Raw genomic sequence first — 22,272 nt, 5'->3', positions numbered from 1 at the left:
AGTTATAGCAAGCATTGGGTTGGCTATTAGCGCTCGACAAAGCCGCTTTCACCCTTCGCAGCCGCCCACTGCTCAACCACGAGATCGACGCTTCCCGGACGGCGGGTGGTGCTCGGTTCCTCTTGCAACAGTTCCAAGAGCTTCTCACACTCGGTGCGCGGGCCCTCAGCAACAACCTGCACGCGGCCATCTGCCAGGTTGGTCGCATGCCCAGCAAGGCCTAGTTCCAGGGCGCGCGAGCGCGTCCACCAACGAAAGCCCACTCCTTGCACGTTGCCGTGCACAAAGGCGGTCATTCTTTCCATGTCACTGCACCTTCCTCATTAATAGCGATATTAATAGCGATCGGCCTCGCCGCGATCGCGCAAGATTTTGCGATCAGCATCGCTGCGGCGGGTCACGGGATCGGAGCCGTCCCAGCACTCCACGCCGGGCACATCCGGAAGCATATCGCGGTGGAAGACCGGATCGATTCCCTTACTGCGCTGCTCGTTGAAGTTCTTTAGCAATTGAATGGCCACGCCGGATAGCGGGACAATGGCGATGATATTCAGGATCACCATCGTCGCCGCACCGGTATCCGCCAAGGCGAAGACCAAGGGCAAAGAACCGACGGCGCCGAACCAAACGAAGAACAGCACCACGAGGCGGAAGATTTGCAGCACCGTTTTATTGGTGGTGAGGTATTCCAGGTTGGCTTCAGCCAAGTAGTAGTTGCCCAAGATGGAAGAAAAGGCCAAGAAGAACAAGATGAAGCTGACGAAGTGAATTCCCCAGTGTCCAACCTCGGCGGACAAGGCCGCCTGCGTCAGGGAAACACCCTCGGCCTCTTCGCCGTAGGCAACTTCCGGGCCAAGCAGGATCAGGAAGGCGGTAATGGTACAGACCACGATGGTGTCGAAGTACACGCCCAAGGTCTGCACCAGGCCCTGCTTTACCGGGTGGGAGACGGTGGCGGTAGCCGCCGCGTTAGGGGCAGAACCCTCGCCTGCCTCATTGGAAAACAGGCCGCGCTGGATACCCTTCATCATCGCGGTACCGATACCCGCACCGGCGATTTCCTTAAAGCCAAGCGCGTGGCCGATGATATCTCCCAGCATGCCCGGGACCTTGTCAAAGTTCGTAATGACCACAAAGCCACCGATGAGCAGGTACGCCAGGGCCATAAACGGAACGACTACCTGAGTAATGTTCGCAATGCGCTTCACGCCGCCGAAAATGATGAGGCCCGCGGCAATCGCGATGATGATGCCAATGATAGATCCAAAGGTGGCATCGTCTTCGCGGCCGAAGGAAAAGGCCACGGCTTCAGCGATCGCGTTGGTCTGGAAAGAGTTATAGACCAAGCCAAAGGTAAAGACGATGGCAATAGAGAAAAGAACGCCGAGCGGGCCCCAGCCCAGGCCGCGCTTCATGTAGTAGGCCGGCCCGCCGCGGTACGTATCACCATTGCGCACCTTCCACAGCTGCGCCAGGGTGGATTCCACAAAGGCGGTCGCGCCACCGAGCAGGGCGATGATCCACATCCAAAAGACGGCGCCAGGCCCACCTACGGAGATGGCCACCGCGACGCCGGCCACATTGCCGGTACCCACCCGCGATGCCGCAGAAATGGTAAATGCCTTAAACGCGGAGATTCCCCCACTTCCTGCGCCCTCATCCTCATCGTCGCCTTTGGGGCGCTCGACGACGGCGCGCAGCATATCGGGTACCTTGCGAATCTGCACCACCGCGGTGCGAGCGCCAAATAACAGGCCTGCGCCGATGAGCAGCCAGGGCAGGATGTATGTCCACACGCCATCGTTAAATGTCGTGACGACATTTTCGAGAAATTCCATGCGAATTAATTTACTGCCTAAAGGTGCACAACGTGAATCTCACGGGTGCAGGCTTATTGACAGTGGGGGCAATAATGGCTCGAGCGTCCCCCGATTACACACCGCTCAATAGGTGTGCCGCAGCGGGAACATGGCTGGCCAGCGCGGCCATAGGCGGCAAGCGAGCGCGCGAAATAGCCAGATTCACCATTGACGTTAACGTACAAAGAATCAAAGCTGGTTCCCCCCGCTTTGAGGGCGGCCGACATCACGGTCTGCGCCGCGCTTAATAGCGCCACCGCGTCTTTCTGACGCAGCACAGAAGCCTTCTTGCGCGGTGAAATACGTGCTGCCCACAGCGCTTCATCTGCGTAGATATTGCCAATGCCAGATACCAGCGTTTGATCCAATAGCGCCGTTTTTGCCGCGGTTTTCTTCTGCCGCAGGCGGCGCGCGGCGCTGGCGATATCAAAATCGGGTTCCAATGGATCCAAGCCGATATGCGAAATCTTGGACCACGGCGCATACAGCCAGTATCCAAAGGTGCGCTGATCCACGAAGTGCAGCTCGGTGCCATCGCTGAGCTCTACCGTGATGCGGCGATGCGGGGAGTCGGTGTGGCCGATGCGCAGCTGCCCCGACATGCCTAGGTGAATAAAAAGCACGTCGCGGTGGCTATCCATCGGGTCCTCCCCCACGAATTCCAGCCACATGAATTTGCCACGGCGGGCGACCGCGGCGATTTCCTTGCCCACTATAAGGCCCGCGAGCGGCTCATCTTGGCCGCGGTTCGCCCGCGGGTGCGCAATGTCTACCGCCGTAATCTCTTGGCCCACGACGTAGGTTTCCACCCCGCGGCGCACCGATTCTACTTCGGGCAACTCTGGCATTATTTAGCCTTCTTTATGAGCGGTCCCTTGCACCAGCAACGGGGTTTCGCGCAGGGTTTGGCATGCCTCTTGCGCGGCCTGCTGTTCCGCTAATTTCTTATTGTGGCCCTGCCCGTGCCCCACGGTCAGCCCGGCGACGGTGGCAACCGCGCTGAAGGTTTGATCGTGTTCTGGGCCGGTAGCGGTTGCCGAATACACCGGCATGGGTGCCTTCAGCTCGGCACACAGCTCCTGCAAGGTGGTCTTCCAGTCCAAGTGGCGGCCACTGACGGAGGCATTATCGATCTTTTCCGCGAAGAGGCGCAGGATCACATCGCGGGCGGTTTCAAAGCCGTGCTCGCGATAAATGGCGCCGAAAATCGCCTCGGTGGTATCCGCAAGGATGGAATCCTTATCGCGCCCACCGGTGGACTGTTCACCCTTGCCCAGTAGGATATGCGGGCCTAGGTTGATTTCACGCGCGACATCGGAAAGACCATAGCGCGAGACGATGGACGCGCGCATCTTAGAGATATCGGATTCGGGGCGCGATGGATACGTCACGTATAGTTTCGCGGCCACCGATAGCCCTAAGACGGCATCGCCCAAAAACTCAAGGCGCTCGTTATTAGGCAGGTGCCCGTTTTCATTGGCAAAAGAACGGTGCGTGAGCGCCAAGCGCAGATTGTCCGGTTCCAGGGCAACGTCGAGCGATTCCAAGAGCGGGGTGTGATCGACCGCCGCAAAGGTAGCTTCCCACGCCTCTTGCCCCGTTAGCTTCTTCTTGCGGCTCATAGGAATTTCTCCAGACCTGCCCAGCGCGGGTCTATCTTCTCCGCTTCCTCTTCTTCCCCGGAGATTCCGGTGGTCACACCCTCTGGGGTCTGGATATCGCAGCCGTCTTCGCAGACGGGGGCGAAGGGAAGATTCAGGCCGGCTTCATCGATAACCGCCTGGAGTAGATCCAGCTCATCGTCTTGGATTTCGGGAATTTCATCGCCCGAACCGGCATCGTCAGAATCGGCTTCATCGCCGCTGACAAAGGACTCATCGGCGGCAAAGACCTGAGTCACGTGTAGATCCAGCTGCGGGTGGAGCTCATTTAAGCAGCGCGCACATTCGCCCGTGAGGACACCGGAGATATCCGCATCAACCAACACCCCTGAGCCCAGCGGGGTCAGGGTCGCAGCAACGGTGAGATCTTCGCCTTTGGGGATGGCGATCATTTCCACGCCAATCCTTTCCGGTGCAGGGCCCGTCTGGGTGCGTTGTTCCGGCAGTGCGTCAGCGCCTTGGGCGTTTAATAAATCGCCCACATCGAACTTCAATGGAGATGTCATAACAGTTGGTAGTCTACCCTGCCTCGCAAACTCCGCGTAGTTGCTGGCATGACCGCATTTTCTGGCAAGAAACTGAAGGTTTGGGCATAAAGCGCTATGGCTTGCCGGTTTTCCCTTTCCCGCAGGCCGCGGCGGCCTTAGCCTGAAAGCATGACTTACAACTTGGCCGCGGCCTCAGGAGATTTGAGCGCTATCGCTCCTAGATTCGGAGTGTTGTGCTGCCTTCCCGCCACCTTCTTGGTCATTTCTGGGGCAGTCCTCCACCGCCTGCCCAAGGCTGACCACTCTGGCATCTACGGCGACAAGGGCCTGCGCCTGTCCTCCGCCCTTAGCCTCAGCATGTGCGCGGGGCTGATTGCCGGCGCGATTTTGGTCATCCCCTCCGGCCTCGACCTCACGGTGCTTACCGGCGCCCTCGTATTTTCCGCCAGCGCCGCCGCCATCACCTGGCTCTCGCGCGAAGCCCTTGCCTGCACGCTGCTTAGCGTCGGCGCCATGTTCCTGACCGCAGGCGCAGTTATTAGTCTTAGCGCGATATTCTTCCCCCAAGACTTTATGAGCGGCTCGATGACCTCGCTAACCTCCTACTTCACCACGGCCCTAGTCACCTTCCTCTTCCCCGGCCTGGTCAGCGCGGGGATCGTGGCCTTCGTGGCAGTCCAAAACCAGCGCCCTCACCCTGCTACGAATGCTGCTGATGCCACGCTTGCCGATGCCCCCTCATCATCCCCCACGCCGCGCTACTCCACCTCGCGCAGCTCGGTCTAGACTCCCACAGGCACAATGAGTCCTGCTACACGGTGACGCGATTTGAGCAAATCACCCGTGCAGCAGGACTTTCTTAAGCGTCGTGCCTTGTAATTTAAGCCTTTAGCGCTCGGTATAACGGCGCTCGTAACCGTCGTCGCCGCCATAGCGTGCAGCACCGGTACCACCGGTAGCACCACCGCGGGGTACGCCAGCGTTAGTGGACGGCAGGTAGTCGCCGCCGCGAGAGCGCACGCCTGCCCCTCCGCGCAGCGCGGAACGATCGGAGTTTACGGTGCGCAGGAGGCCGCTGAGGGAACTTTCAAATTCGCTGAGCTTGCTATCTACAAAGTCATCGCACTCCGTGCGCAGCCGGTTGGATTCGGTGTATGCGGTTTCCACGATCCGATTGGCTTCTTCGTTGGCGCGGCGGACGACCTCAGACTCGGAGACCAAACGCTCTTGTTCTTGGCGGCCCTCCGCCACCGAGCGCTCGTATTCCTCGTTTGCCTGCGCAATGGTGCGGTCTGCATCTGCGCGGGCTTGCTCAACTGTGGCCTGGGCGCGCGCCTCGGCATCGGCCACCAGCCGCTGGGCATGTTCTTCTGCCTGCGCGACCGTGGTATCGGCCTCTTGGCGCGCCTGGTTCACCATGTCAGTGGCCTCCGCAGACGCCTCATTAATGGTGTTATCTGCGCGCTCTTCGGCGCCGCGGATAATCTCGTCTTGCTTGTCTAAAACGTCCTGCGCGTCGTCGATTTCTACGGGCAGCGCGTTGCGCAGGTCATCGAGAAGCGCCAGCATCTCATGGCGGGGGACCAAGCAATTGGAGGTCATGGGAAAGCCAGAAGCCTGCTCCAAATGCTGAACTAATTCATCAAGGGATTCAAAGACACGGTACATGCTGGGAATTCTACAACGCAGCACCCTGCATTGTGTGGAGGGCGCGCCTTGGATCCTCAGGCCGGTGCAACGCAGGCCAAAGCCCTCTGAGTTCGATCCGTTTCCCGTGTGCGATTAACCCATTTTCCCTCCACATACCCGCGGCACAGGCGCATACGGCTGCCGTGTCCTCGCAACAATGCAGAAACTCCCCACCTCCCCGCGCATGCGGAGAAATGGGGAGCGTGGGTTAAGGGAGTTTAGATAACACCTTGTGCCAGCATGGCGTCAGCCACTTTCTTGAAGCCGGCGATATTGGAGCCAGCCACGTAGTCGCCTTCACGGTCGTATTCCTTGGCCGTGTTGTCGATGTTTTTGAAGATGTTGCTCATGATGCCGCGCAGGCGGTCATCGGTGTACTCGAAGGACCAGGAGTCGCGGGATGCATTCTGCTGCATCTCCAGTGCGGAGGTTGCCACACCACCGGCGTTGGCAGCCTTGCCGGGTGCGAAGTTGATCTTGGAGTCCTGGAATACGTGTACCGCATCCGGGGTAGACGGCATGTTAGCGCCCTCTGCAACGTAGCGGACGCCGCCCTCGACGAGCTTCTTAGCGGATTCGCCGTCGAGCTCGTTCTGGGTTGCACACGGAAGTGCAACATCTGCCTGGACGTCCCAGATATTGCCACCCTCGTGGAACTCCACGCCATTGCCAGCTTCCTTGGCGTAGGTGGAGATGCGCTCGCGGCGAACTTCCTTGACATCGCGAAGCAGTTCAACGTCCACGCCATTCGGGGTGGAGATGTAGCCGGAGGAGTCAGACATCGCGACGACGGTAGCGCCCAATTCCTGCGCCTTTGCGGCGGCGTAGATGGCAACGTTACCGGAGCCAGACACGATGACCTTGGCGCCGTCGAAGGACTCGCCGTGGGTCTTCATCATTTCTTCGGTGATGTAGACGGCACCGAAACCGGTCGCCTCGGTACGTACCAAGGAACCGCCCCAGGTCAGGCCCTTGCCGGTCAGGACGCCGGACTCGTGCTGGGTGGTCAGGCGGCGGAACTGGCCGAAGAGGAAGCCGATTTCGCGGCCGCCGACGCCGATGTCGCCGGCAGGAACGTCGCGGTACTCGCCGATGTGACGGTGCAGCTCGGTCATAAAGGACTGGCAGAAGCGCATAACTTCCTGCTCAGACTTGCCCTTCGGGTCAAAGTCGGAGCCACCCTTGCCGCCACCGATGGGCAGGCCGGTCAGGGAGTTCTTAAAAATTTGCTCAAAGCCCAAGAACTTAATGATGCCCAGGTTTACCGAGGGGTGGAAACGCAGGCCGCCCTTGTACGGGCCGAGCGCGGAATTGAACTGCACGCGGAAACCGCGGTTGACCTGCACCTCGCCGTTGTCATCAACCCATGGGACGCGGAAGATGAGCTGGCGCTCTGGCTCACACAGGCGCTCGACCAGACCGTAGTCTGCGTAGTGTGGGTCCTTATCCAGGACGATCTTGAGCGAGTCCAGCACCTCGGACACCGCCTGGTGGAATTCCGGTTCACCGGCGTTGCGCTTGAGTAGCTTGTCGTAGTACTCAGAAATCTGGCTATCAACAGACATAGTGTATAAATCCCATTCTCGTGGAGTTTGACTAGCAGGAACCAGTTTCCTATCAATCTACCGATAATGCAAGTACAATTATTTCTCACTCCCCCACTTACCCGCTTTTACCTGCGACAATAAAGTTAAATATTTTCTGTAGAACGTTCGGATTCCTAGCAAAAAGCCGCCGCGGAGGTCGCGGGCTTTATAATCGCGGGCATGCATATTGTTGTCGCGCCTGACTCTTTTAAAGGTACCGCTTCTGCCACGGAAGCCGCAGCCGGAATAGCCAATGGAATCCGCCAGCACTACCCCACCGCCACCGTCACCACCTTGCCGATGGCCGATGGCGGGGAAGGCACCGCCCAAGTGCTGGCCCAGGCCGCCGCGGCGGGCGGGCAGGAAACCCAGACCATTACCCTGCCCACAACGGATGCGGTGGGGCGCTTGACCGAGGCGCAGTATTTCCTCGCTGGGCACACGGCTTTCATCGATGTCGCCGCCGCCACTGGGCTGCCCGCGGTCCGCGACGCGCTCGATCCCCTCCACGCGGATTCATATGGCACGGGCGTGCTGCTTGCCGATGCCCAATCCCGCGGCGCCACCTCCATCGTGCTCGGCCTTGGCGGCACGGCCAGCATTGACGGCGGTATGGGCATCCTTGCAGCCCTTGGCGCCGCCGCCCACGACGCACGCGGCTATGCCCTACCCAAGGGCGGTGCCCCACTGGTGCAGCTCGATTCCATCGATACCGCGCAATTAAATATCAAAGCGGGCATGGTTGATTTCACGCTCTTGGCCGATACCCGGGCTAAGGCCATGCAGGCTGCCACCATGTACGGACCCCAAAAAGGCGCGGAAGGCGAACAAGTAGCGCTGCTTGCCGGGGCACTTCTCCAATTGTGCAAGGTCACCGGCACAGATCCAGAGACGGAATTTACCGGTGCAGCAGGCGGCATTCCTATCGGGCTTACCTGGCTTTCTCGCGCCCTATGGGGCACCGATGAGCACGCCCGCGTCGTTTCTGGCGGGGCCCACGTGGCGAAGGCCCTCGGCCTCGCTGATGCCATTTCTCAAGCAGACCTCGTCATCACCGGGGAAGGCGCCTTTGATGAGCAATCCTTAACCGGCAAGGTCGTTGGCACCGTCGCGGACTTGGCGGCGGAGTCCTCTACCCCGGTCGGCATCATTGCCGGGGCCATCAATCAGGACACCGAGCACTTCACCGCGGAGCTAGACCAAGAAGGTGGGATGCCGGAGCAGCTGGCTAGGGCTGCCCGGGACATCGTCAAGCAGCTGGGCTAAGGGCGAATCTCGACCGTCCACGGAAAGATGGCCGGGCGCTCATGTGCCAATTCATCCTCCAGCAGCACGTGGTCCTTGGGCAATACAGCGTGCGGCGTGAGCAAGCGCGACAGCACCATAGCCAACTGGTTCACAGATCCGGTCGCCCCCTCCACCGCAATGTTGTAACGGTGGGCGTGCGCGCCTTCTAAATCGCGCTCTTCATGTTCATCGCGATAATTTTGCTGCAGCTGTTCCTCCAAGCCCTCAGGGAATTGGGGATCTGCTGGGCGAGTAACCTCGGCGGAGGCAAGCGATCCGCCCGCTACCAGCTTATCGGTGGCAGTGGTAAAAATTTCCTCCACGCGGTCCGCTTGCTCATCTGGAACCAATACATCGAATTGAATAGTCGGCATATAGCTGACCCTACCCTAACCAAAGGGATGAAAACTATGTCTTATTCCACAAACATCGCTTCCGTGGTCCACTCTGCGGATATTGACCTGGCGTGGCAACGGGACTTTTACGAAGATCTGCACCGCCACCCCGAGCTCTCCCACGAGGAGGAACGCACCGCGGCGCGCATCCGCGCAAAGTTGGCGGCGTTTGATTGCGAAGTAGAAGAAAACATCGGCGGGCACGGCATGGTTGCCATTTTCCGCAACGGCGATGGACCCACCGCGCTTATGCGCGCCGATTTCGATGCCTTGCCGGTCAAGGAAGCCACCGGCGTGGAGTATTCCTCGACCAATGACTACATGCACGCCTGCGGGCACGACATGCACACCACCGCCCTGCTCGGTGCCTGCGCGCTTCTCGATGCCTCCCGCGACACTTGGTCCGGCACCTTCCTCGCCCTGTTCCAGCCGGCGGAGGAATCATCCATGGGCGCGAAATACATGATCGCCGATAACCTCACCGAGCGCATCCCCCGCCCCGATATTTGCCTGGGCCAACACATCATGCCCGGCCGCGCCGGCACCGTGCGCCATACCGTCGGCCCCATCATGGCCGGTTGCGATTCCCTGCGCATCCGCATCTTTGGCAAATCCGCCCACGCCTCCATGCCGCATAATTCCATCGATCCAACCTATATTGCGGCGATGATCGTCACTCGGCTCCAGGCCATCGTCGGCCGCGAGGTGGCCCCGCACGAGTTCTTCGTCATCTCTGTAGGCGAGCTCCATTCCGGCGATAAAAACAACATCATCCCGGATTCCGCCGAGCTCGTGCTCAATACCCGCTTTTATGATCCAGCCCTGGCAGAAAAGGTCTATGCCTCCTTAGAGCGCATGGTAAAAGCCGAGTGCGTGGCCTCTGGCTGCGAAAAAGACCCCACCTTCGAGTACTACGCGCACGGCGAGGTCACCGATAATGATGCCGCCGCGTATTCGCCCATCGACGAGGTCTTTACGGCCACCTTCGGAGAATCATCCGTTACCGCCTCGCCCTCGACCGCTTCCGAAGACTTTTGTTACCTCCCGCAGGCATGGGGCGTGCCGTACGTCTTTTGGCACGTAGGGTGCACCCCAGATGCCGAGTTGGCCGATCCCCCGGTCAACCACCAGGCCAACTTCCTGCCGGATTACGAGCCCACGGTCAAGGCCTCCACCCAGGCCGCCCATGCAGCGGTGCTGGCGTACCTGGGCGCTTAACTCAACATAAAAAATCCGCCGCGTCCCCCTTTTCACTGGAGTTGGGGGCGCGGCGGATTTTTCAGTGCGCTAGTCCTTGATAGTTTCTCCCAAAATGTGGCACTGAATCATGTTGGTATTGCCGGAGATTCCCGGAGGGGTACCTGCAACGACGACGACCAAGTCATTCTCGTCGTACTCGTCCAAGTCCAGCAAGTACTTATCGATGGCCTCCATCATCTCATCCGTGGACTTGACGTCAGGGCTCAAGAAGGTCTCTGCACCCCAAGTCAGCGCCAGCTGGGAGCGCACATCTTCATTCGGGGTAAATACCAGCAGTGGCAGGTCAGAGTGTAGGCGAGCAACACGCTTTGCGGTATCGCCGGAAGAGGTAAAGGCAACGATGGCCTTGGCGTTCAGGCGCTCTGCAATATCGCGGGCGGAATAGGACATCACGCCGCGCTTGGTGCGCGGGACGTGCGCCAGCGGCGGGACCTGGCCATCGGTCTCGGAGCGCTTGACGATGCGCGACATGGTCCGCACGACGTTGTGCGGATCCGCGCCCACGGAGGTCTCGCCGGACAGCATTACCGCATCGGCGCCGTCGAGCACAGCGTTGGCCACGTCGGAAGCCTCCGCGCGGGTCGGGCGGGAGTTCTCAATCATGGAATCCAGCATCTGGGTGGCCACGATGACCGGCTTCGCGTTCTCGCGGGAAATCTGGATAGCTCGCTTCTGGAAGAGTGGCACCTCTTCCAGCGGAACCTCGACGCCCAAGTCACCACGGGCAATCATCACGGCGTCGAAAGCCAAGATGATGGATTCGAGGGCATCGACGGCCTCGGGCTTTTCCAGCTTGGCGATGACCGGCACGCGGCGGCCTTCCTCGTCCATGATCTCGTGGACCTTGTCGACATCGGCAGGCGAACGCACGAAGGACAGCGCAATGTAATCCACACCGAGTTGCAGGGCAAAGCGCAAGTCCTCAATGTCCTTCTCAGACAATGCCGGCACCGAAATGCTCATGCCGGGCAGGGACACGCCCTTGTTATTGGATACGGGGCCACCCTCGGTGACCTCGCACACCACGTCATTGCCGTCTACTTCTTTGCAGACGACAGCGACCTTGCCGTCATCAATAAGCAAGCGATCGCCAGGCTTTGCGTCTTCTGCCAAGCCCTTGTAGGTGGTGGATACGCGGTCGTGGGTGCCTTCTACATCGTCTACAGTGATGCGGACGATTTCACCGTTATCCCATTGCTCTTCGCCGTTCTTAAAGCGGCCGAGGCGAATCTTAGGGCCCTGGAGATCGGCCAAGATACCTACGTTCCGGCCGGTCTTTTCGGTGGCTTCGCGGACCCACTTGTAATTGGCTTCGTGGTCCGCATGCTCGCCGTGCGACATGTTAAGGCGCGCGACGTTCATGCCGTCTTCTACAAGGCGCAAAATTCCGTCCCCGCTAGCTACCGCGGGGCCGAGAGTACAGACAATTTTGGTTCTTCTATCCAGCATTATTGGCCTATTCCATCGGGGAAATTGAACAACCCCCAACCTACTCCCTCGCGCGCCGACAGGCCACAATTTTTTGGCGCCTTAACTAGGGCAATCGGACACGATCACACATAACCGGTCATTAGCGGCCGCTTGCTGTACCCGAGGTGCCTTGAGCACGCGCTGTTCCCACGCGTTTCTCGTCTTCCTCGACGCCATTTTCCGCAGCGCTCTCGGCCTGCTCGCGGTAGTAACGCGGGTCGACTTCTGCTGGGGTTTCGGGGCCCTTGCGCTGCCTGTCCAGCAAGAAGAAGACGATGAGACCGGCGATAAAGACAACGGCGGAGACGATGAGGTTCACACGGACGCCAAAAATTTCGGTGGCTTCGTCAGATCGCATGCCTTCGATGAAAAAGCGGCCCAGCGTGTAGCCCACGACGTAGAGGGCGAATACCCGTCCGCGGCCCAGCTTCCATGCTTTGTGCGCCCACAACAGGAACAGGCACACCAGCACGTTCCAGATGAGCTCATACAAAAACGTTGGGTGCACTGAAGCGATCACCTCACCGGTAGAGTGCCCGGAAACCGGTGCGTATTCCCCCGCTTCATCGACGCGGTAGTAAATATCCAGCGCCCACGGAACGTCGGTCGGCCGGCCGTAGAGTTCCTGATTAAACCAGTTACCCAGCCGGCCAATGCCCTGGGCAAGGATGAGGCCAGGCGCCACCGCGTCCGCAAACGGTGCCAGGGGGATCTTCTTAATCCGAAACATTACCCACAGCGCTACGGCGCTTAAGGCGACCGCGCCCCAGATGCCGAGACCACCATTGGTGACCTTGAGGGCATCGACGGGATTGCAGGTATCGCAGAAGTACTTCTGGTTATCCGTGATGACGTGATAGATCCGCCCGCCCACGATGCCCGCGGGGATAACGACGATGGTTGCATCCCACACGGTATCGGGATTGCCGCCCCGGGCTGTGTACCTCTTCAACGTCATCCACATACCCACGAGGATGCCGGCGATGATGCACAGCGCATACGCATGGATTGGAATGGAGCCAAGATGCCACACCACGCCCTGCGGCGGAGAGGGAATATTTGCAAGATTCTGAGTATGCACGTAGATAGTGTGCCTTATCAGCGTGCCCTTGAGCTAGTTTGGGGTGATTTTTCCTAGGGACTTTTACGCGAGGGGCAGGCTGGGTGTTGGCCCGCAGCCACCAAAGAGCGTGCCAAGGCGGTGGGATCCTGAGCCGCCATGACGGATTCGCCGACCAGTACCGCATCCGCTCCGCGGGAGGCATAGTGGAAAAGGTTGCGGGCATTATTCACCCCGCCCACGGCGATGCGCAGGATCGATTCCGGTAGCCCCGGGGCAATATCGTTGAAGGCCTCTCGGTTGATCTCATCCGAGGCAAGGGACCACGCATTGATCGCGATGACACTGCTGCCGGCCTTGATGGCGCGGTTGACCTCCCCGCAGGTTCGCACCTCCACGATGGCGGTCATCCCCAGCGATTCCGCGCGGTCCAAGAGGGCTTCCAACCGGGCTTGTTCTAAAAGCTCGACCTGCAGCGGGATCGCATCGGCACCAAAGCAGCGGGCCTCGTGAATCTGGTACGGATCCACGATGAGATCGCGCGCCATCATCGGGATATCGATGGCAGCGCGCGCGGCCGCCATATCCTCAAGCGATCCGTTAAACCGCCGCGTATCCGTCTGGCAGGCCATCAAATGCACGCCGCAGTCCTCAAAGGTGCGAGCCCATTCGGCCATCTGCTCGGCCGAGCCCACGTGGGCGATTTCTCCGGTATAAGGAACGGCACGTTTAAGTTCAGTAATGACTGAACAACCGGGTTTTAAAAGGGCCGCGCGGGCATCGCGGGGAGGCTCCATGTCCCGTGAGCGCGCCTTAATATCTTGGAAAGAAACGCGGGCTTCGCGCGCGGCGACATCCTCTAGCACCCCAGCGACCAGGTGATCGACGGCAATGGGTGTGGGCATGAGCACCTCCCTCCAAGCGCGATTAAAATCACACTTAGATTAACGCTATTCGGGGCGTTTCCGGAAATTGTGCTGCGCGAACGGGGCTATTTACGGCTCACATCAGTCGGGTCGATATCGCTATCGAGCGCGTCCCACATCACACGGCCGGAATCGGATGAGGTCTCCAAATCTTCCGCCAGCTTTTCTTGGCGGGCGGCAGGGGTTTCGTATTTGCTCGACGCCTTGACCTTGTCCTTGCCTGGGTTCTGGGCCAAGAGTACGGCGCCGAAAAATGCCAGTGCGGCCCCGATAATGGCGACGATGGGGCCGAGCTTGGTGATTTCCGTGGAAATGACGGTCGCCCAATCAGAAATTGCGGCAGAATCCACCGCGTTTTCATTTGCGGACGCGCCTTGCAATATTTTTTGCGCGCGCTCGGCATCGGCGCCGCTGGTCAGCAGGCTAATAGGACTCCACGCGGCGCCTGCGGCGGCGAGGGCGCACACGATGGCCACGATGCGGCGCCCCGTTCGGCGCAACGCTAGGCCCGCGAGTACACCGGCGAGGAGGACCAGCGTCAAGGCCATAAGCTCTAGGGACCAGGCGGACCCTACGATCTCATTGGTTGCTGAGCCTGATTTATCGTCCTCGCTTACCGCTTTTACCCAGGTGCTGCGGGAAGAAAACCACAGCACTGCCGTGCCCACCGCGATAAGGAGTGGGCCAAGTCGCCTCGTCATTAGGAATCATCCCCTAAAAGAACTGTCGCATCGAAGCAGGTCCGGTCACCGGTGTGGCACGCGGCACCGCGCTGGCGCACGGTCAGCAAGATGGTATCGCCATCGCAATCAAGGCGCACACCGAGTACGTCCTGCGTATGTCCTGAGGTCTCGCCCTTAATCCAATACTCGCCGCGCGAGCGCGAGAAGTACGTGCCCTTGCGTGTGGCCAGCGTGTGGGCCAGCGCGTGGTCATCCATCCAGGCAAGCATCAGCACTTCGCCGGAATCGGCCTGGGCAATGGCTGGCACGAGCCCTTGCTCATTGCGCTTGAGCAGCGCAGCTATCTGTGGGTCTAGTTCAAAGTCTGCGGGATTGCTCATCGGCGCACCTCGTAGCCAGACTCTGCCAGGGCCTTTTTGACCTCGCCAATTTCTACCTCCCCAAAGTGGAAAATGCTGGCGGCCAGGACGGCATCGGCACCCGCTTCAACGGCGGGTGGAAAATCCGCTGCCGCGCCCGCTCCACCGGAGGCAATGACGGGAATATTCACTGTTTCCCGCACCACGCGCAAAAGTTCGAGGTCGAATCCGGCCTTCGTGCCATCAGCGTCCATGGAGTTTAAAAGGATCTCCCCTACGCCCAGCTCGGCGCCGGTCCGAGCCCATTCCACTGCATCGATGCCAGCCGATGTCGTCCCGCCGTGCGTCGTGACTTCAAACCCCGACGGTGCGTGCGCTGCGTCGGTGCGCCGTGCGTCCACGGATAAGACGATGCACTGCGAGCCAAAGACTTCCGCCAATTCGCGCAGCAGGTCGGGATTGCCTATCGCGGCGGTATTGACCGATACCTTATCCGCGCCAGTGCGCAAGAGCTCGCGGACATCGTCAACGCTGCGCACTCCCCCACCCACGGTGAGGGGGATAAAGACTTGATCGGCGGTGCGGCGTACCACATCGAGCATGGTGGACCGGCCGTGCTTGGATGCGGAGACATCAAGAAAAGTCAGTTCGTCTGCGCCCAATTCTTCATAGCGTGCGGCTAATTCCACGGGGTCTCCTGCATCGCGCAGGTGAGCAAAATTCACGCCCTTGACTACGCGGCCTTGATCCACATCAAGGCACGGGATTATGCGAACGGCTACAGCCATGCGGGGCTTACTCCTTCACAGGTCGGTGGGGTGGGATTAATTTGTGTGGTGAGATAGGATTTCCAGGATTGTCTCGTGCACCTGCGGGGTACCAGAGACCATACCCCGCGACTTCACGGTCCACGGATTGCCCTCCGGATCCGTGACGATGCCTCCGGCTGCCTTGATAAGGAGCGCTCCCGCCGCGTTATCCCACGGGTGTGGAGAGAAATTGACGGCACCGTCAAAAACTCCCTGGGCAACGAAGGCATTATCTAGCCCCACTGAGCCCGTGATGCGTGGGCGCAAGCCGGTTTCGCGCAGCTCGTGGAATGCCGCGGTGGGCAGGTTGGAAAAACACCCCACGTGCCCACGGGCATCATCGAATTCTGGGGACTCCTCCCCTCCACCGAATCCGCCGGATGGTCCACCCGCAGAGCGCAGCGGCGATCCATCGCTGGCAACCAAGCGCCTGCCTAAAAGAGGAAAATCTGAGATGGCCGCAACCGGCTGGCCTTCGTGAACTAGGGCAACCAAGATGCCGGCCATGGGATTGCCCGCGGAATAATTTGCGGTCCCATCGATTGGATCGACCACCCACACGGTGTCATGGATGCTTCCGCCGGATTCCTCCCCATAGACCGGGATACCGGTCATCTGCTGCAAGATTTCGCGCAGCTGCTTTTCGATGGCCAAGTCCACCTCTGTGGCGAAATCGCCCCGGCTCTTAAAGTGGGCCGGTGGCGCCCCGATGCCGGATCGAAAGATGGGTTCGACTTGGTCAACGGCCGCCTCCGCGAAGGCCACCAACTCGCGCGGATCCATCATCGTTTACTCTTCCTCGGGGTCATAAGGATCGATGGGCACCTCTGCGGGAAGCGGCTCTACCTCTGCCACCGCCGCTAGCGCCTCATTCAGGCTGAAGTTTCCCTCATATAACGCTTTGCCAATGATGGCCGAATCGATGCCCTCATTTTCATACCGGGCCAGCTCGCTAAGATCTGCCAGGGAGGAAATGCCGCCGGAGGCGGTCACCTTGGCATCGGTTGCCATAGCTACCTCGCGCAGTAATTCCACATTGGGCCCAGTCAGCGTCCCGTCCTTGGAAACGTCCGTTACCACAAAGCGTTGACACCCAGCGGCATCGAGGCGCTCGAGTACCTCCCAGAGATCCCCGCCATCTGAGACCCAGCCATTGCCCTTTGTGCGCCACTCGCCATCTTCTAAGCGCACCGCCAAGTCCACGGCAACTTTCTCGCCATACTGCCCCAGGATCTTTTCTATCCACTCTGGGTTTTCTAAGGCGGCGGTGCCAATATTGATGCGGTTCGCGCCAGTGGCCAGCGCGCGCTCTACCCCGGCATCATCGCGGATGCCGCCGGTAAGCTCGACATTAATGCCGAGTTCTTGGGTAATCCCCGCCATCTGCTCGTGGTTGGAACCGCGATTAAAGGCAGCATCGAGGTCAACAAAGTGCAGCCACTGGGCGCCTTGGCGCTGCCACTCGAGTGCGGCGTCCCGCGGGGCGCCGTAGACCTTTTCGGTGCCGGCTTCTCCCTGATCCAAGCGCACGGCTTTTCCGCCGGCGACATCGACTGCGGGCAAAAGCGTAAAAGTCATGGTTTCATCCTACCTAGAGAGTCTGCATCCAGTTTTCCAATAGCTGCGCGCCCGCATCTCCGGATTTTTCGGGGTGGAATTGCGTAGCCCAGAGAGCGCCATTTTCCACCGCCGCCACGAAAGAATCCCCGGCGTGCGTGGACCAGCTCACCAGCGGCGGGCGGGTAATGACGGTTTCTAATTCCCAGCGGCGAACGCCGTAGGTATGCACGAAATAAAATCGCTCGTCGGCATTAAGTCCAGCAAACATAGCGCTGTCATCCGGCATCTCGACGGTATTCCAGCCCATATGCGGCAAAACGTCGGACTGCAGGCGCTCGACCGTCCCTGGCCATTCGCCGCAGCCTGTGGAGTGGATGCCGTGCTCGACGCCGGCATCGAAAAGCACCTGCATGCCCACACAAATGCCCATGACCGGCCGCTCCCCTGCTAGGCGCTGGCCGATGATCCTTGGCCCATTCACTGCCCTAAGCCCTTTCATGCAGGCATCGAACGCGCCCACGCCGGGAACCAGCAGACCATCCGTCTCGAGGGCCTGATAAGGATCCGCCGTGACGGTTACCTCCGCCCCGACGCGCTCGAGGGCACGCTGGGCGGAGCGAATATTGCCCGCGCCGTAGTCCAATAACACCACTGATTTTGTCATGGGCTATACCTTACGCATTCGACGCAACCGGGTGCGGATATCGTTGGTATCGCTGATGCGAGTCCGGCCCAGGATGAAGTCCGCCGTGGTCAAGAGCAACCCGGCGATGAGGATCGCAACCCCCGCTCCGAAAGCACCGTCGTATCCGTAGCCTGCCACCATGGCACCGAGCAGGGTCGGACCCAAGCCGGTGCCACTATCGTAGAAAATATTCCAAATGGCCGAAGCCTCTGAAACCCGCTCGCGGGGCAGCCGGTCAAACATGGATAGCAAGGCCTCGTTTTGCGCGATACCGAATGCGCCACCGAAAAGAACGGCGCCGAGCACGAGCCACCAGATGGAGCTTTCCATAAATAGGGTCAGGGAAATCGTCCCGACGCCGATGATCGCCATGATCTGGCTTGGAATGTACAAGCTACCTGGGGCCCCCGTGCGGTCTGCGACCACGCCGGCGAAATACCGAAAGATCATGGCCGCGCCGCCCACGATGGAAAGCATGACACCGGCCAGGCTGGCGCCCTTTGCGGCATCGAGCTCCTGCATTGCGGGGGACAAGAAAGAGGAAATAGCGCCGTAGCTCATGGAGAAAGTGGTCAAGGCCAGGGCCGGGACCAATACCAGCTTCCAGGTGGGAACGCGGATGATGTTGACTTCCTCGTCATTATCCTCGGCCAAGGTGACCTTGATCTTGGGAATGCGCAGGCACATAGCAAAGCCCAAGAAGCCGATGAGACCGGCGGTGATATAGGTAGAGGCGTACCCTAGCGAATCCGCCATGAACAGGCCGAGCGGCAAGAAGATCATCTGCCCCAAGCCTGTAAATACACCAATCATGCCGGTGGCCTTGCCCAGCAGACGCACCGGGGAGAGCTCTGCAATCAGCGCGGATTCGGACACGGTGAGGGCACCGAAGCCCACCCCGCGCATGGCGGAAAATAGCAAAACGATCCAGGCGTCGGTGCCCAGCAGGTGGCCAAAGGCCGGGACGCCTAGGGTAAAAGCGGATAGCGCCATCACGCGCCGGTAACCCCAGCGGCGCAATAGCCACGGGGACATGATCTGCGTGGCTACGGTAAAAGCCATAAAGATACCGGTGGTTCCACCCGCCAAGGTCGCGGAACCGCCAGAATCAATGACGGCCAGCGGCACCACGGGAAGCAGGATGGACCAGGCGCCAAAGGCGGCTGCGATGGCTACCATCGTCGGCGTATAGCCGGGCACCTTCCAAATATTGGTCTCTTGGGACTCGCTCATTTACTAAAGCCTCCAACCATCCAGGCGATGGCCGCGGCCACGGTAATAACGGCTAAAAGCGCGGCGACGACCGTAAAAAACTTCGAGTCCTGCTGATACGCGGACCAAGCCCCTCCTACCAAGAGGCCTGCCACCAAAAACAGGATGAGGATCATAAACTGCACGGGCTACAGGGCTCCCTTCGTCGAAGGGATGCCAGTCTGGCGCGGATCTTGGTCCACGGCAGCGCGCAGCGCGCGGGCTACAGCCTTGTATTCCGCCTCGGTCACGTGGTGCGGATCGCGGCCGTAGCGCACGTTGACGTGCAGGGTAATGGCTGCGTGCGTGGCCAGGGATTCGAAGAAGTGGCGGTTAATCACCGTGGCATAGTGCCCGCCGATGATCTGCCACTGCAGGTGTTCCGGCTCGCCATTCATCACGAAGTACGCACGGCCCGAAAAGTCCACTACCGCCTCTACCAGCGCTTCATCCATGGGTAGTAATTGGGAGCCGAAGCGGCGAATTCCGGCCTTGTCCCCCACGGCTTCCCGCAGGGCCTGGCCTAGCACGATGGCGGTATCTTCCACGGTGTGGTGGGCGTCAACCTCCACATCACCGGTGGCCTTTACCTGCAGGTCAAATAGACCGTGTGTGGCAAATGCGGTTAGCATATGGTCAAAGAACGGCAGCCCAGTGGAAATATCGCTTTTCCCGGTGCCGTCTAGGTCGATGGAAACGGTGATATCCGATTCCGATGTTGCTCTTTGGGCACGCCCCACACGGTTTGTCATATCTCACTCCTTTGAAGTATCCGCTCCCACTGTAGTCGCTAGCTTTTCCGCCGCAGCCAGAAAGGCCGCATTTTCTTCTGGCAGGCCGATGGTCACACGCAAGTACCCGTCGATCCCTACATCGCGGATGAGCACCTCTTCGTCCAAGAACTGTTCCCACACGCGGTGTTGGTCTGCAAAATTGCCAAAGAAAAGGAAATTCGATTCGCTCGGCATGACGGTATAGCCCATCTCGCGCAGGCGCCCTGCCACCATGTCGCGTTCGGCGGCGATGGTCGCCACGGTGGCGAGGGTATCTGCGCTGTGACGCAGGGCCACAGTGGCCGCTGCCTGGGATAAGACGGACAGGTGATACGGCAGGCGTACCAGCATGATGGCCTCCACAAAGGCCGGGTCCGCCACGAAATACCCCAAGCGACCGCCGGCAAAGTCGAAGGCCTTCGACATCGTGCGCGAGACCACGAGCTTGGTGGGGTATTTTTCTAACAGGCTCGTCGCGGACGGCGAGTCAGAAAACTCGGCGTAGGCTTCGTCGACGATGACGATGCCGGGGGCGGCATCGATAAGCGCGGCAATATCCTCCAGGTTGGTTACCCCGCCGGTGGGGTTATTTGGGGTAGTAACAAAGATGACGTCGGGCTGGTGCTCGGCCACCGCCGCCAAGGCGCGCTCCATGTCGATGGTGAAGTTCTCATCGCGCGGGCACTCGATAAAACGCGTGTGGGTACCAGCAGAAAGGATCGGGTGCATGGAATATGACGGCGTAAATCCCAGCACGCTGCGCCCAGGCCCGCCGAAGGCCTGCAAAAGCTGTTGCAGGATCTCATTGGAACCGTTGGCTGCCCAGACCTGCTCGTAGGTGACATCCACTCCGGTTTGCTGCGAAACATAGCGGGCTAACTCGGTGCGCAGTTCGACCGCATCGCGCTCTGGATAGCGGTTGAGCGAGCTGGCGCAGCGGCGGACCTCGTCCACGAGGGCATCGACAAGCGCGGGCGAAGGCGGGAAAGGATTCTCGTTAGTATTGAGTTGGTAGGCCACCCGCAGCTGCGGGGCACCGTAAGCGGTCTCGCCGCGCAATTCCTCACGCAGCGGTAGGTCATGTAGCTGGGCCATTTATTTCTCCTCGAATCGGGCTCGAATGGCCTCCCCGTGGGCGGGAAGGCGCTCGGCATTAGCAAAGGCAATGACGTTGGGGGCGATTTCTTCCAGGGCGCCGCGGTCATAATCGATGAGATTGACCGGCCGGAGGAAGGTGTGGGTAGAAAGCCCAGCCGAAAACCGCGCCGTGCCCGAGGTAGGCAGCACGTGGTTGGAACCGGCCGAGTAGTCCCCCAAGGGCACCGGGGAATACGCCCCGACGAAGATGGCGCCGGCGTGGTTGATGCGCTCTGCCACCGCGTGCGGCTCCGCGGTGTGGATTTCTAGGTGTTCGGCGGCATAAGCATTCGCCACGGCGATGCCCGCGTCCACGGAATCCACCAGCACGATGCCGGATTGCTCGCCCGTTAAAGCCTCGGCGGCGCGGGCGGAGTTCTCCGTCGCCGTATAGCGGCGCTCAACCTCCTGATTTACCTGCTGGGCCACGCTTTCCGATGCCGTAATTAACACGCTTGCCGCCATCGGATCATGCTCCGCCTGAGAGATGAGATCATAGGCAACGTAGACAGGGTTCGCGGTCTCATCCGCCAAGATGGCGATTTCGGTCGGGCCGGCCTCCGCATCGGTGCCGACCACCCCGCGCACCGCCCTTTTCGCCGCCGCGACAAAGATATTGCCCGGCCCGGTAATCATGTCCACGGGCTCTACGTCTTCGTCCGCATCGCCGTAGGCCAAAAGCGCTACCGCCTGGCCGCCACCAATGGCCCAAACTTCCTCCACGCCCAGCATGTGGCACGTGGCCAAGACCGTAGGGTGTGGCAATCCTCCGTGATCTTTTTGCGGCGGGGAGGCGACCACCAAGCTGGAGGCACCAGCCTCTTGCGCGGGCACGGTATTCATGATGACTGAAGACGGGTAGACCGCCTTGCCGCCGGGAACATAGAGGCCAACGCGCTCGATGGGGCGGAAAACCTCGGTCACGGTGGCGCCGGGTGCCAGCTGCGTCGTGTGCGGATCCGGCTTTTGGTCAGCATGCACGCGGCGCACTCGCGCAATGGAGGCCTCGATGGCTGAGCGCACCTGAGGATCAAGTTCTTCGGCGGCCCGCTCCAGTTCCGCCTGGGGCACGCGCAGGGACGACGGGCGCACCCCATCGAATTGCTCCCCATAATCCAACGCCGCTTGGACGCCTTCGTCGCGCACCTTATTCACCATCGGCACGACGGTGCCCATAACGGAATTGACATCGGTGCCACCGCGCGGAAGGACGCGGCGCAGCGTGGCGGGGCGGAGCTGTTGACCGCGGAGATCGATGGTTCGAAGCATTCCTGGCTCACTTTCTGGTTGATCACCGTGGGCTATATCTGTAGACAAACCAATATACTATCGCC

At 60.1% G+C, this 22,272-nt stretch carries 25 protein-coding genes; 3 read left to right on the top strand and 22 right to left on the bottom strand.

Translation table 11 applies throughout. The features are described 5' to 3' along the window. Window positions 1-26: 26 nt before the first annotated feature. From ABRP88_RS00815 to ABRP88_RS00795, 5 genes are read right to left on the bottom strand one after another with little or no spacing between them, the layout of a single operon-like run. Entirely contained in the window at window positions 27-305 is a 279-nt protein-coding gene (locus ABRP88_RS00815; protein WP_023022945.1) for an acylphosphatase, read from the bottom strand. A 30-nt stretch (window positions 306-335) separates the two neighbouring features. Continuing rightward, window positions 336-1,838, bottom strand: coding sequence for an alanine/glycine:cation symporter family protein (locus tag ABRP88_RS00810; RefSeq protein WP_284850011.1), 1,503 nt, complete (start codon window positions 1,836-1,838; stop codon window positions 336-338). Window positions 1,839-1,891: 53 nt separating this feature from the next. Next, window positions 1,892-2,707 carry a bifunctional DNA-formamidopyrimidine glycosylase/DNA-(apurinic or apyrimidinic site) lyase gene (mutM, locus tag ABRP88_RS00805; RefSeq protein ID WP_284850010.1) on the bottom strand — a complete coding sequence of 272 codons (816 nt, stop codon included), beginning with the start codon at window positions 2,705-2,707 and terminating at the stop codon, window positions 1,892-1,894. Between the two features lie 3 nt (window positions 2,708-2,710). Next, the gene (gene rnc, locus ABRP88_RS00800; RefSeq protein ID WP_284769568.1) at window positions 2,711-3,481 is read right to left on the bottom strand and encodes a ribonuclease III; all 771 of its coding nucleotides are present in this window, start codon (window positions 3,479-3,481) and stop codon (window positions 2,711-2,713) included. After that, entirely contained in the window at window positions 3,478-4,026 is a 549-nt protein-coding gene (locus ABRP88_RS00795) for a YceD family protein (protein WP_284850009.1), read from the bottom strand. Before ABRP88_RS00795 ends, rnc begins: the two co-directional genes overlap by 4 nt. 150 nt (window positions 4,027-4,176) lie before the next feature. Here ABRP88_RS00795 and ABRP88_RS00790 point away from each other — a divergent pair, with 150 nt between their 5' ends. Beyond that, window positions 4,177-4,794, top strand: a complete 618-nt coding sequence (locus ABRP88_RS00790; RefSeq protein WP_349835739.1) for a hypothetical protein — start codon at window positions 4,177-4,179, stop codon at window positions 4,792-4,794. Window positions 4,795-4,896: 102 nt separating this feature from the next. Here the strand turns inward: ABRP88_RS00790 and ABRP88_RS00785 are convergent, their stop codons facing one another. Together ABRP88_RS00785 and gdhA are read right to left on the bottom strand one after the other, a co-directional pair. After that, entirely contained in the window at window positions 4,897-5,676 is a 780-nt protein-coding gene (locus ABRP88_RS00785; RefSeq protein ID WP_284864407.1) for an SPFH domain-containing protein, read from the bottom strand. Window positions 5,677-5,915: 239 nt separating this feature from the next. After that, window positions 5,916-7,262, bottom strand: coding sequence for an NADP-specific glutamate dehydrogenase (gene gdhA, locus ABRP88_RS00780; protein ID WP_284769564.1), 1,347 nt, complete (start codon window positions 7,260-7,262; stop codon window positions 5,916-5,918). Between the two features lie 201 nt (window positions 7,263-7,463). Between gdhA and ABRP88_RS00775 the strand changes: the two genes are divergently transcribed. Further along, window positions 7,464-8,549: a glycerate kinase gene (locus ABRP88_RS00775; RefSeq protein WP_349835736.1), complete on the top strand. Its 1,086-nt coding sequence runs from the start codon at window positions 7,464-7,466 to the stop codon at window positions 8,547-8,549. On the opposite strand, the gene ABRP88_RS00770 is transcribed toward ABRP88_RS00775, so the two are convergent. Then, window positions 8,546-8,944, bottom strand: coding sequence for a hypothetical protein (locus ABRP88_RS00770; protein ID WP_284769562.1), 399 nt, complete (start codon window positions 8,942-8,944; stop codon window positions 8,546-8,548). The two genes, ABRP88_RS00775 and ABRP88_RS00770, sit on opposite strands and share 4 nt — an antisense overlap. Before the next feature lie 36 nt (window positions 8,945-8,980). Between ABRP88_RS00770 and ABRP88_RS00765 the strand changes: the two genes are divergently transcribed. After that, a complete protein-coding gene (locus ABRP88_RS00765) occupies window positions 8,981-10,183 on the top strand; it encodes an amidohydrolase (protein ID WP_349835734.1) in 1,203 nt (400 codons plus the stop codon). Between the two features lie 69 nt (window positions 10,184-10,252). Here ABRP88_RS00765 and pyk read toward each other — a convergent pair whose 3' ends face one another. The 14 genes from pyk to hisD all read right to left on the bottom strand — a co-directional run bounded on the left by pyk (window position 10,253) and on the right by hisD (window position 22,207). Next, the gene (gene pyk, locus ABRP88_RS00760) at window positions 10,253-11,671 is read right to left on the bottom strand and encodes a pyruvate kinase (protein WP_284769797.1); all 1,419 of its coding nucleotides are present in this window, start codon (window positions 11,669-11,671) and stop codon (window positions 10,253-10,255) included. Between the two features lie 124 nt (window positions 11,672-11,795). Continuing rightward, on the bottom strand, window positions 11,796-12,776 hold the full coding sequence (lgt, locus tag ABRP88_RS00755) for a prolipoprotein diacylglyceryl transferase (protein ID WP_284782196.1): 981 nt from the start codon (window positions 12,774-12,776) through the stop codon (window positions 11,796-11,798). Window positions 12,777-12,829: 53 nt separating this feature from the next. Further along, window positions 12,830-13,660, bottom strand: a complete 831-nt coding sequence (locus ABRP88_RS00750) for an indole-3-glycerol phosphate synthase TrpC (RefSeq protein ID WP_284782198.1) — start codon at window positions 13,658-13,660, stop codon at window positions 12,830-12,832. A gap of 86 nt (window positions 13,661-13,746) precedes the next feature. Further along, window positions 13,747-14,382, bottom strand: coding sequence for a TIGR02234 family membrane protein (locus ABRP88_RS00745; protein WP_284782199.1), 636 nt, complete (start codon window positions 14,380-14,382; stop codon window positions 13,747-13,749). Continuing rightward, entirely contained in the window at window positions 14,382-14,744 is a 363-nt protein-coding gene (gene hisI / locus ABRP88_RS00740; RefSeq protein WP_284622832.1) for a phosphoribosyl-AMP cyclohydrolase, read from the bottom strand. Before hisI ends, ABRP88_RS00745 begins: the two co-directional genes overlap by 1 nt. Next, complete coding sequence (gene hisF, locus ABRP88_RS00735; protein ID WP_284769556.1) at window positions 14,741-15,511, bottom strand: imidazole glycerol phosphate synthase subunit HisF; 771 nt, start codon at window positions 15,509-15,511, stop codon at window positions 14,741-14,743. The genes hisI and hisF overlap by 4 nt, the downstream gene beginning before the upstream one ends. Window positions 15,512-15,547: 36 nt before the next feature. Next, a complete protein-coding gene (locus ABRP88_RS00730; protein WP_284769555.1) occupies window positions 15,548-16,318 on the bottom strand; it encodes an inositol monophosphatase family protein in 771 nt (256 codons plus the stop codon). 3 nt (window positions 16,319-16,321) lie between these two features. Continuing rightward, on the bottom strand, window positions 16,322-17,110 hold the full coding sequence (priA, locus tag ABRP88_RS00725; RefSeq protein ID WP_284782200.1) for a bifunctional 1-(5-phosphoribosyl)-5-((5-phosphoribosylamino)methylideneamino)imidazole-4-carboxamide isomerase/phosphoribosylanthranilate isomerase PriA: 789 nt from the start codon (window positions 17,108-17,110) through the stop codon (window positions 16,322-16,324). Window positions 17,111-17,123: 13 nt separating this feature from the next. Beyond that, the gene (gene hisH, locus ABRP88_RS00720; protein WP_349835730.1) at window positions 17,124-17,756 is read right to left on the bottom strand and encodes an imidazole glycerol phosphate synthase subunit HisH; all 633 of its coding nucleotides are present in this window, start codon (window positions 17,754-17,756) and stop codon (window positions 17,124-17,126) included. Between the two features lie 3 nt (window positions 17,757-17,759). Further along, window positions 17,760-19,010 carry an MFS transporter gene (locus ABRP88_RS00715; RefSeq protein ID WP_349835728.1) on the bottom strand — a complete coding sequence of 417 codons (1,251 nt, stop codon included), beginning with the start codon at window positions 19,008-19,010 and terminating at the stop codon, window positions 17,760-17,762. Next, window positions 19,007-19,165, bottom strand: a complete 159-nt coding sequence (locus ABRP88_RS00710) for a CG2302 family histidine operon protein (protein ID WP_034659193.1) — start codon at window positions 19,163-19,165, stop codon at window positions 19,007-19,009. The genes ABRP88_RS00715 and ABRP88_RS00710 overlap by 4 nt, the downstream gene beginning before the upstream one ends. Before the next feature lie 12 nt (window positions 19,166-19,177). Beyond that, window positions 19,178-19,780 (bottom strand): imidazoleglycerol-phosphate dehydratase HisB, encoded by a 603-nt coding sequence (gene hisB / locus ABRP88_RS00705; RefSeq protein ID WP_284769551.1) that lies wholly within the window; start codon window positions 19,778-19,780, stop codon window positions 19,178-19,180. A gap of 3 nt (window positions 19,781-19,783) precedes the next feature. Continuing rightward, window positions 19,784-20,896: a histidinol-phosphate transaminase gene (locus ABRP88_RS00700; protein WP_349835726.1), complete on the bottom strand. Its 1,113-nt coding sequence runs from the start codon at window positions 20,894-20,896 to the stop codon at window positions 19,784-19,786. After that, window positions 20,897-22,207 (bottom strand): histidinol dehydrogenase, encoded by a 1,311-nt coding sequence (gene hisD / locus ABRP88_RS00695; protein ID WP_349835724.1) that lies wholly within the window; start codon window positions 22,205-22,207, stop codon window positions 20,897-20,899. Window positions 22,208-22,272 lie beyond the last annotated feature (65 nt).

This window comes from Corynebacterium sp. KPL2734, assembly GCF_040225595.1.
Taxonomy (GTDB): domain Bacteria; phylum Actinomycetota; class Actinomycetes; order Mycobacteriales; family Mycobacteriaceae; genus Corynebacterium; species Corynebacterium rhinophilum.
The sequence above is the reverse complement of the archived record's forward strand: the minus strand, read 5'-3'. Positions and strand labels throughout refer to the sequence as shown.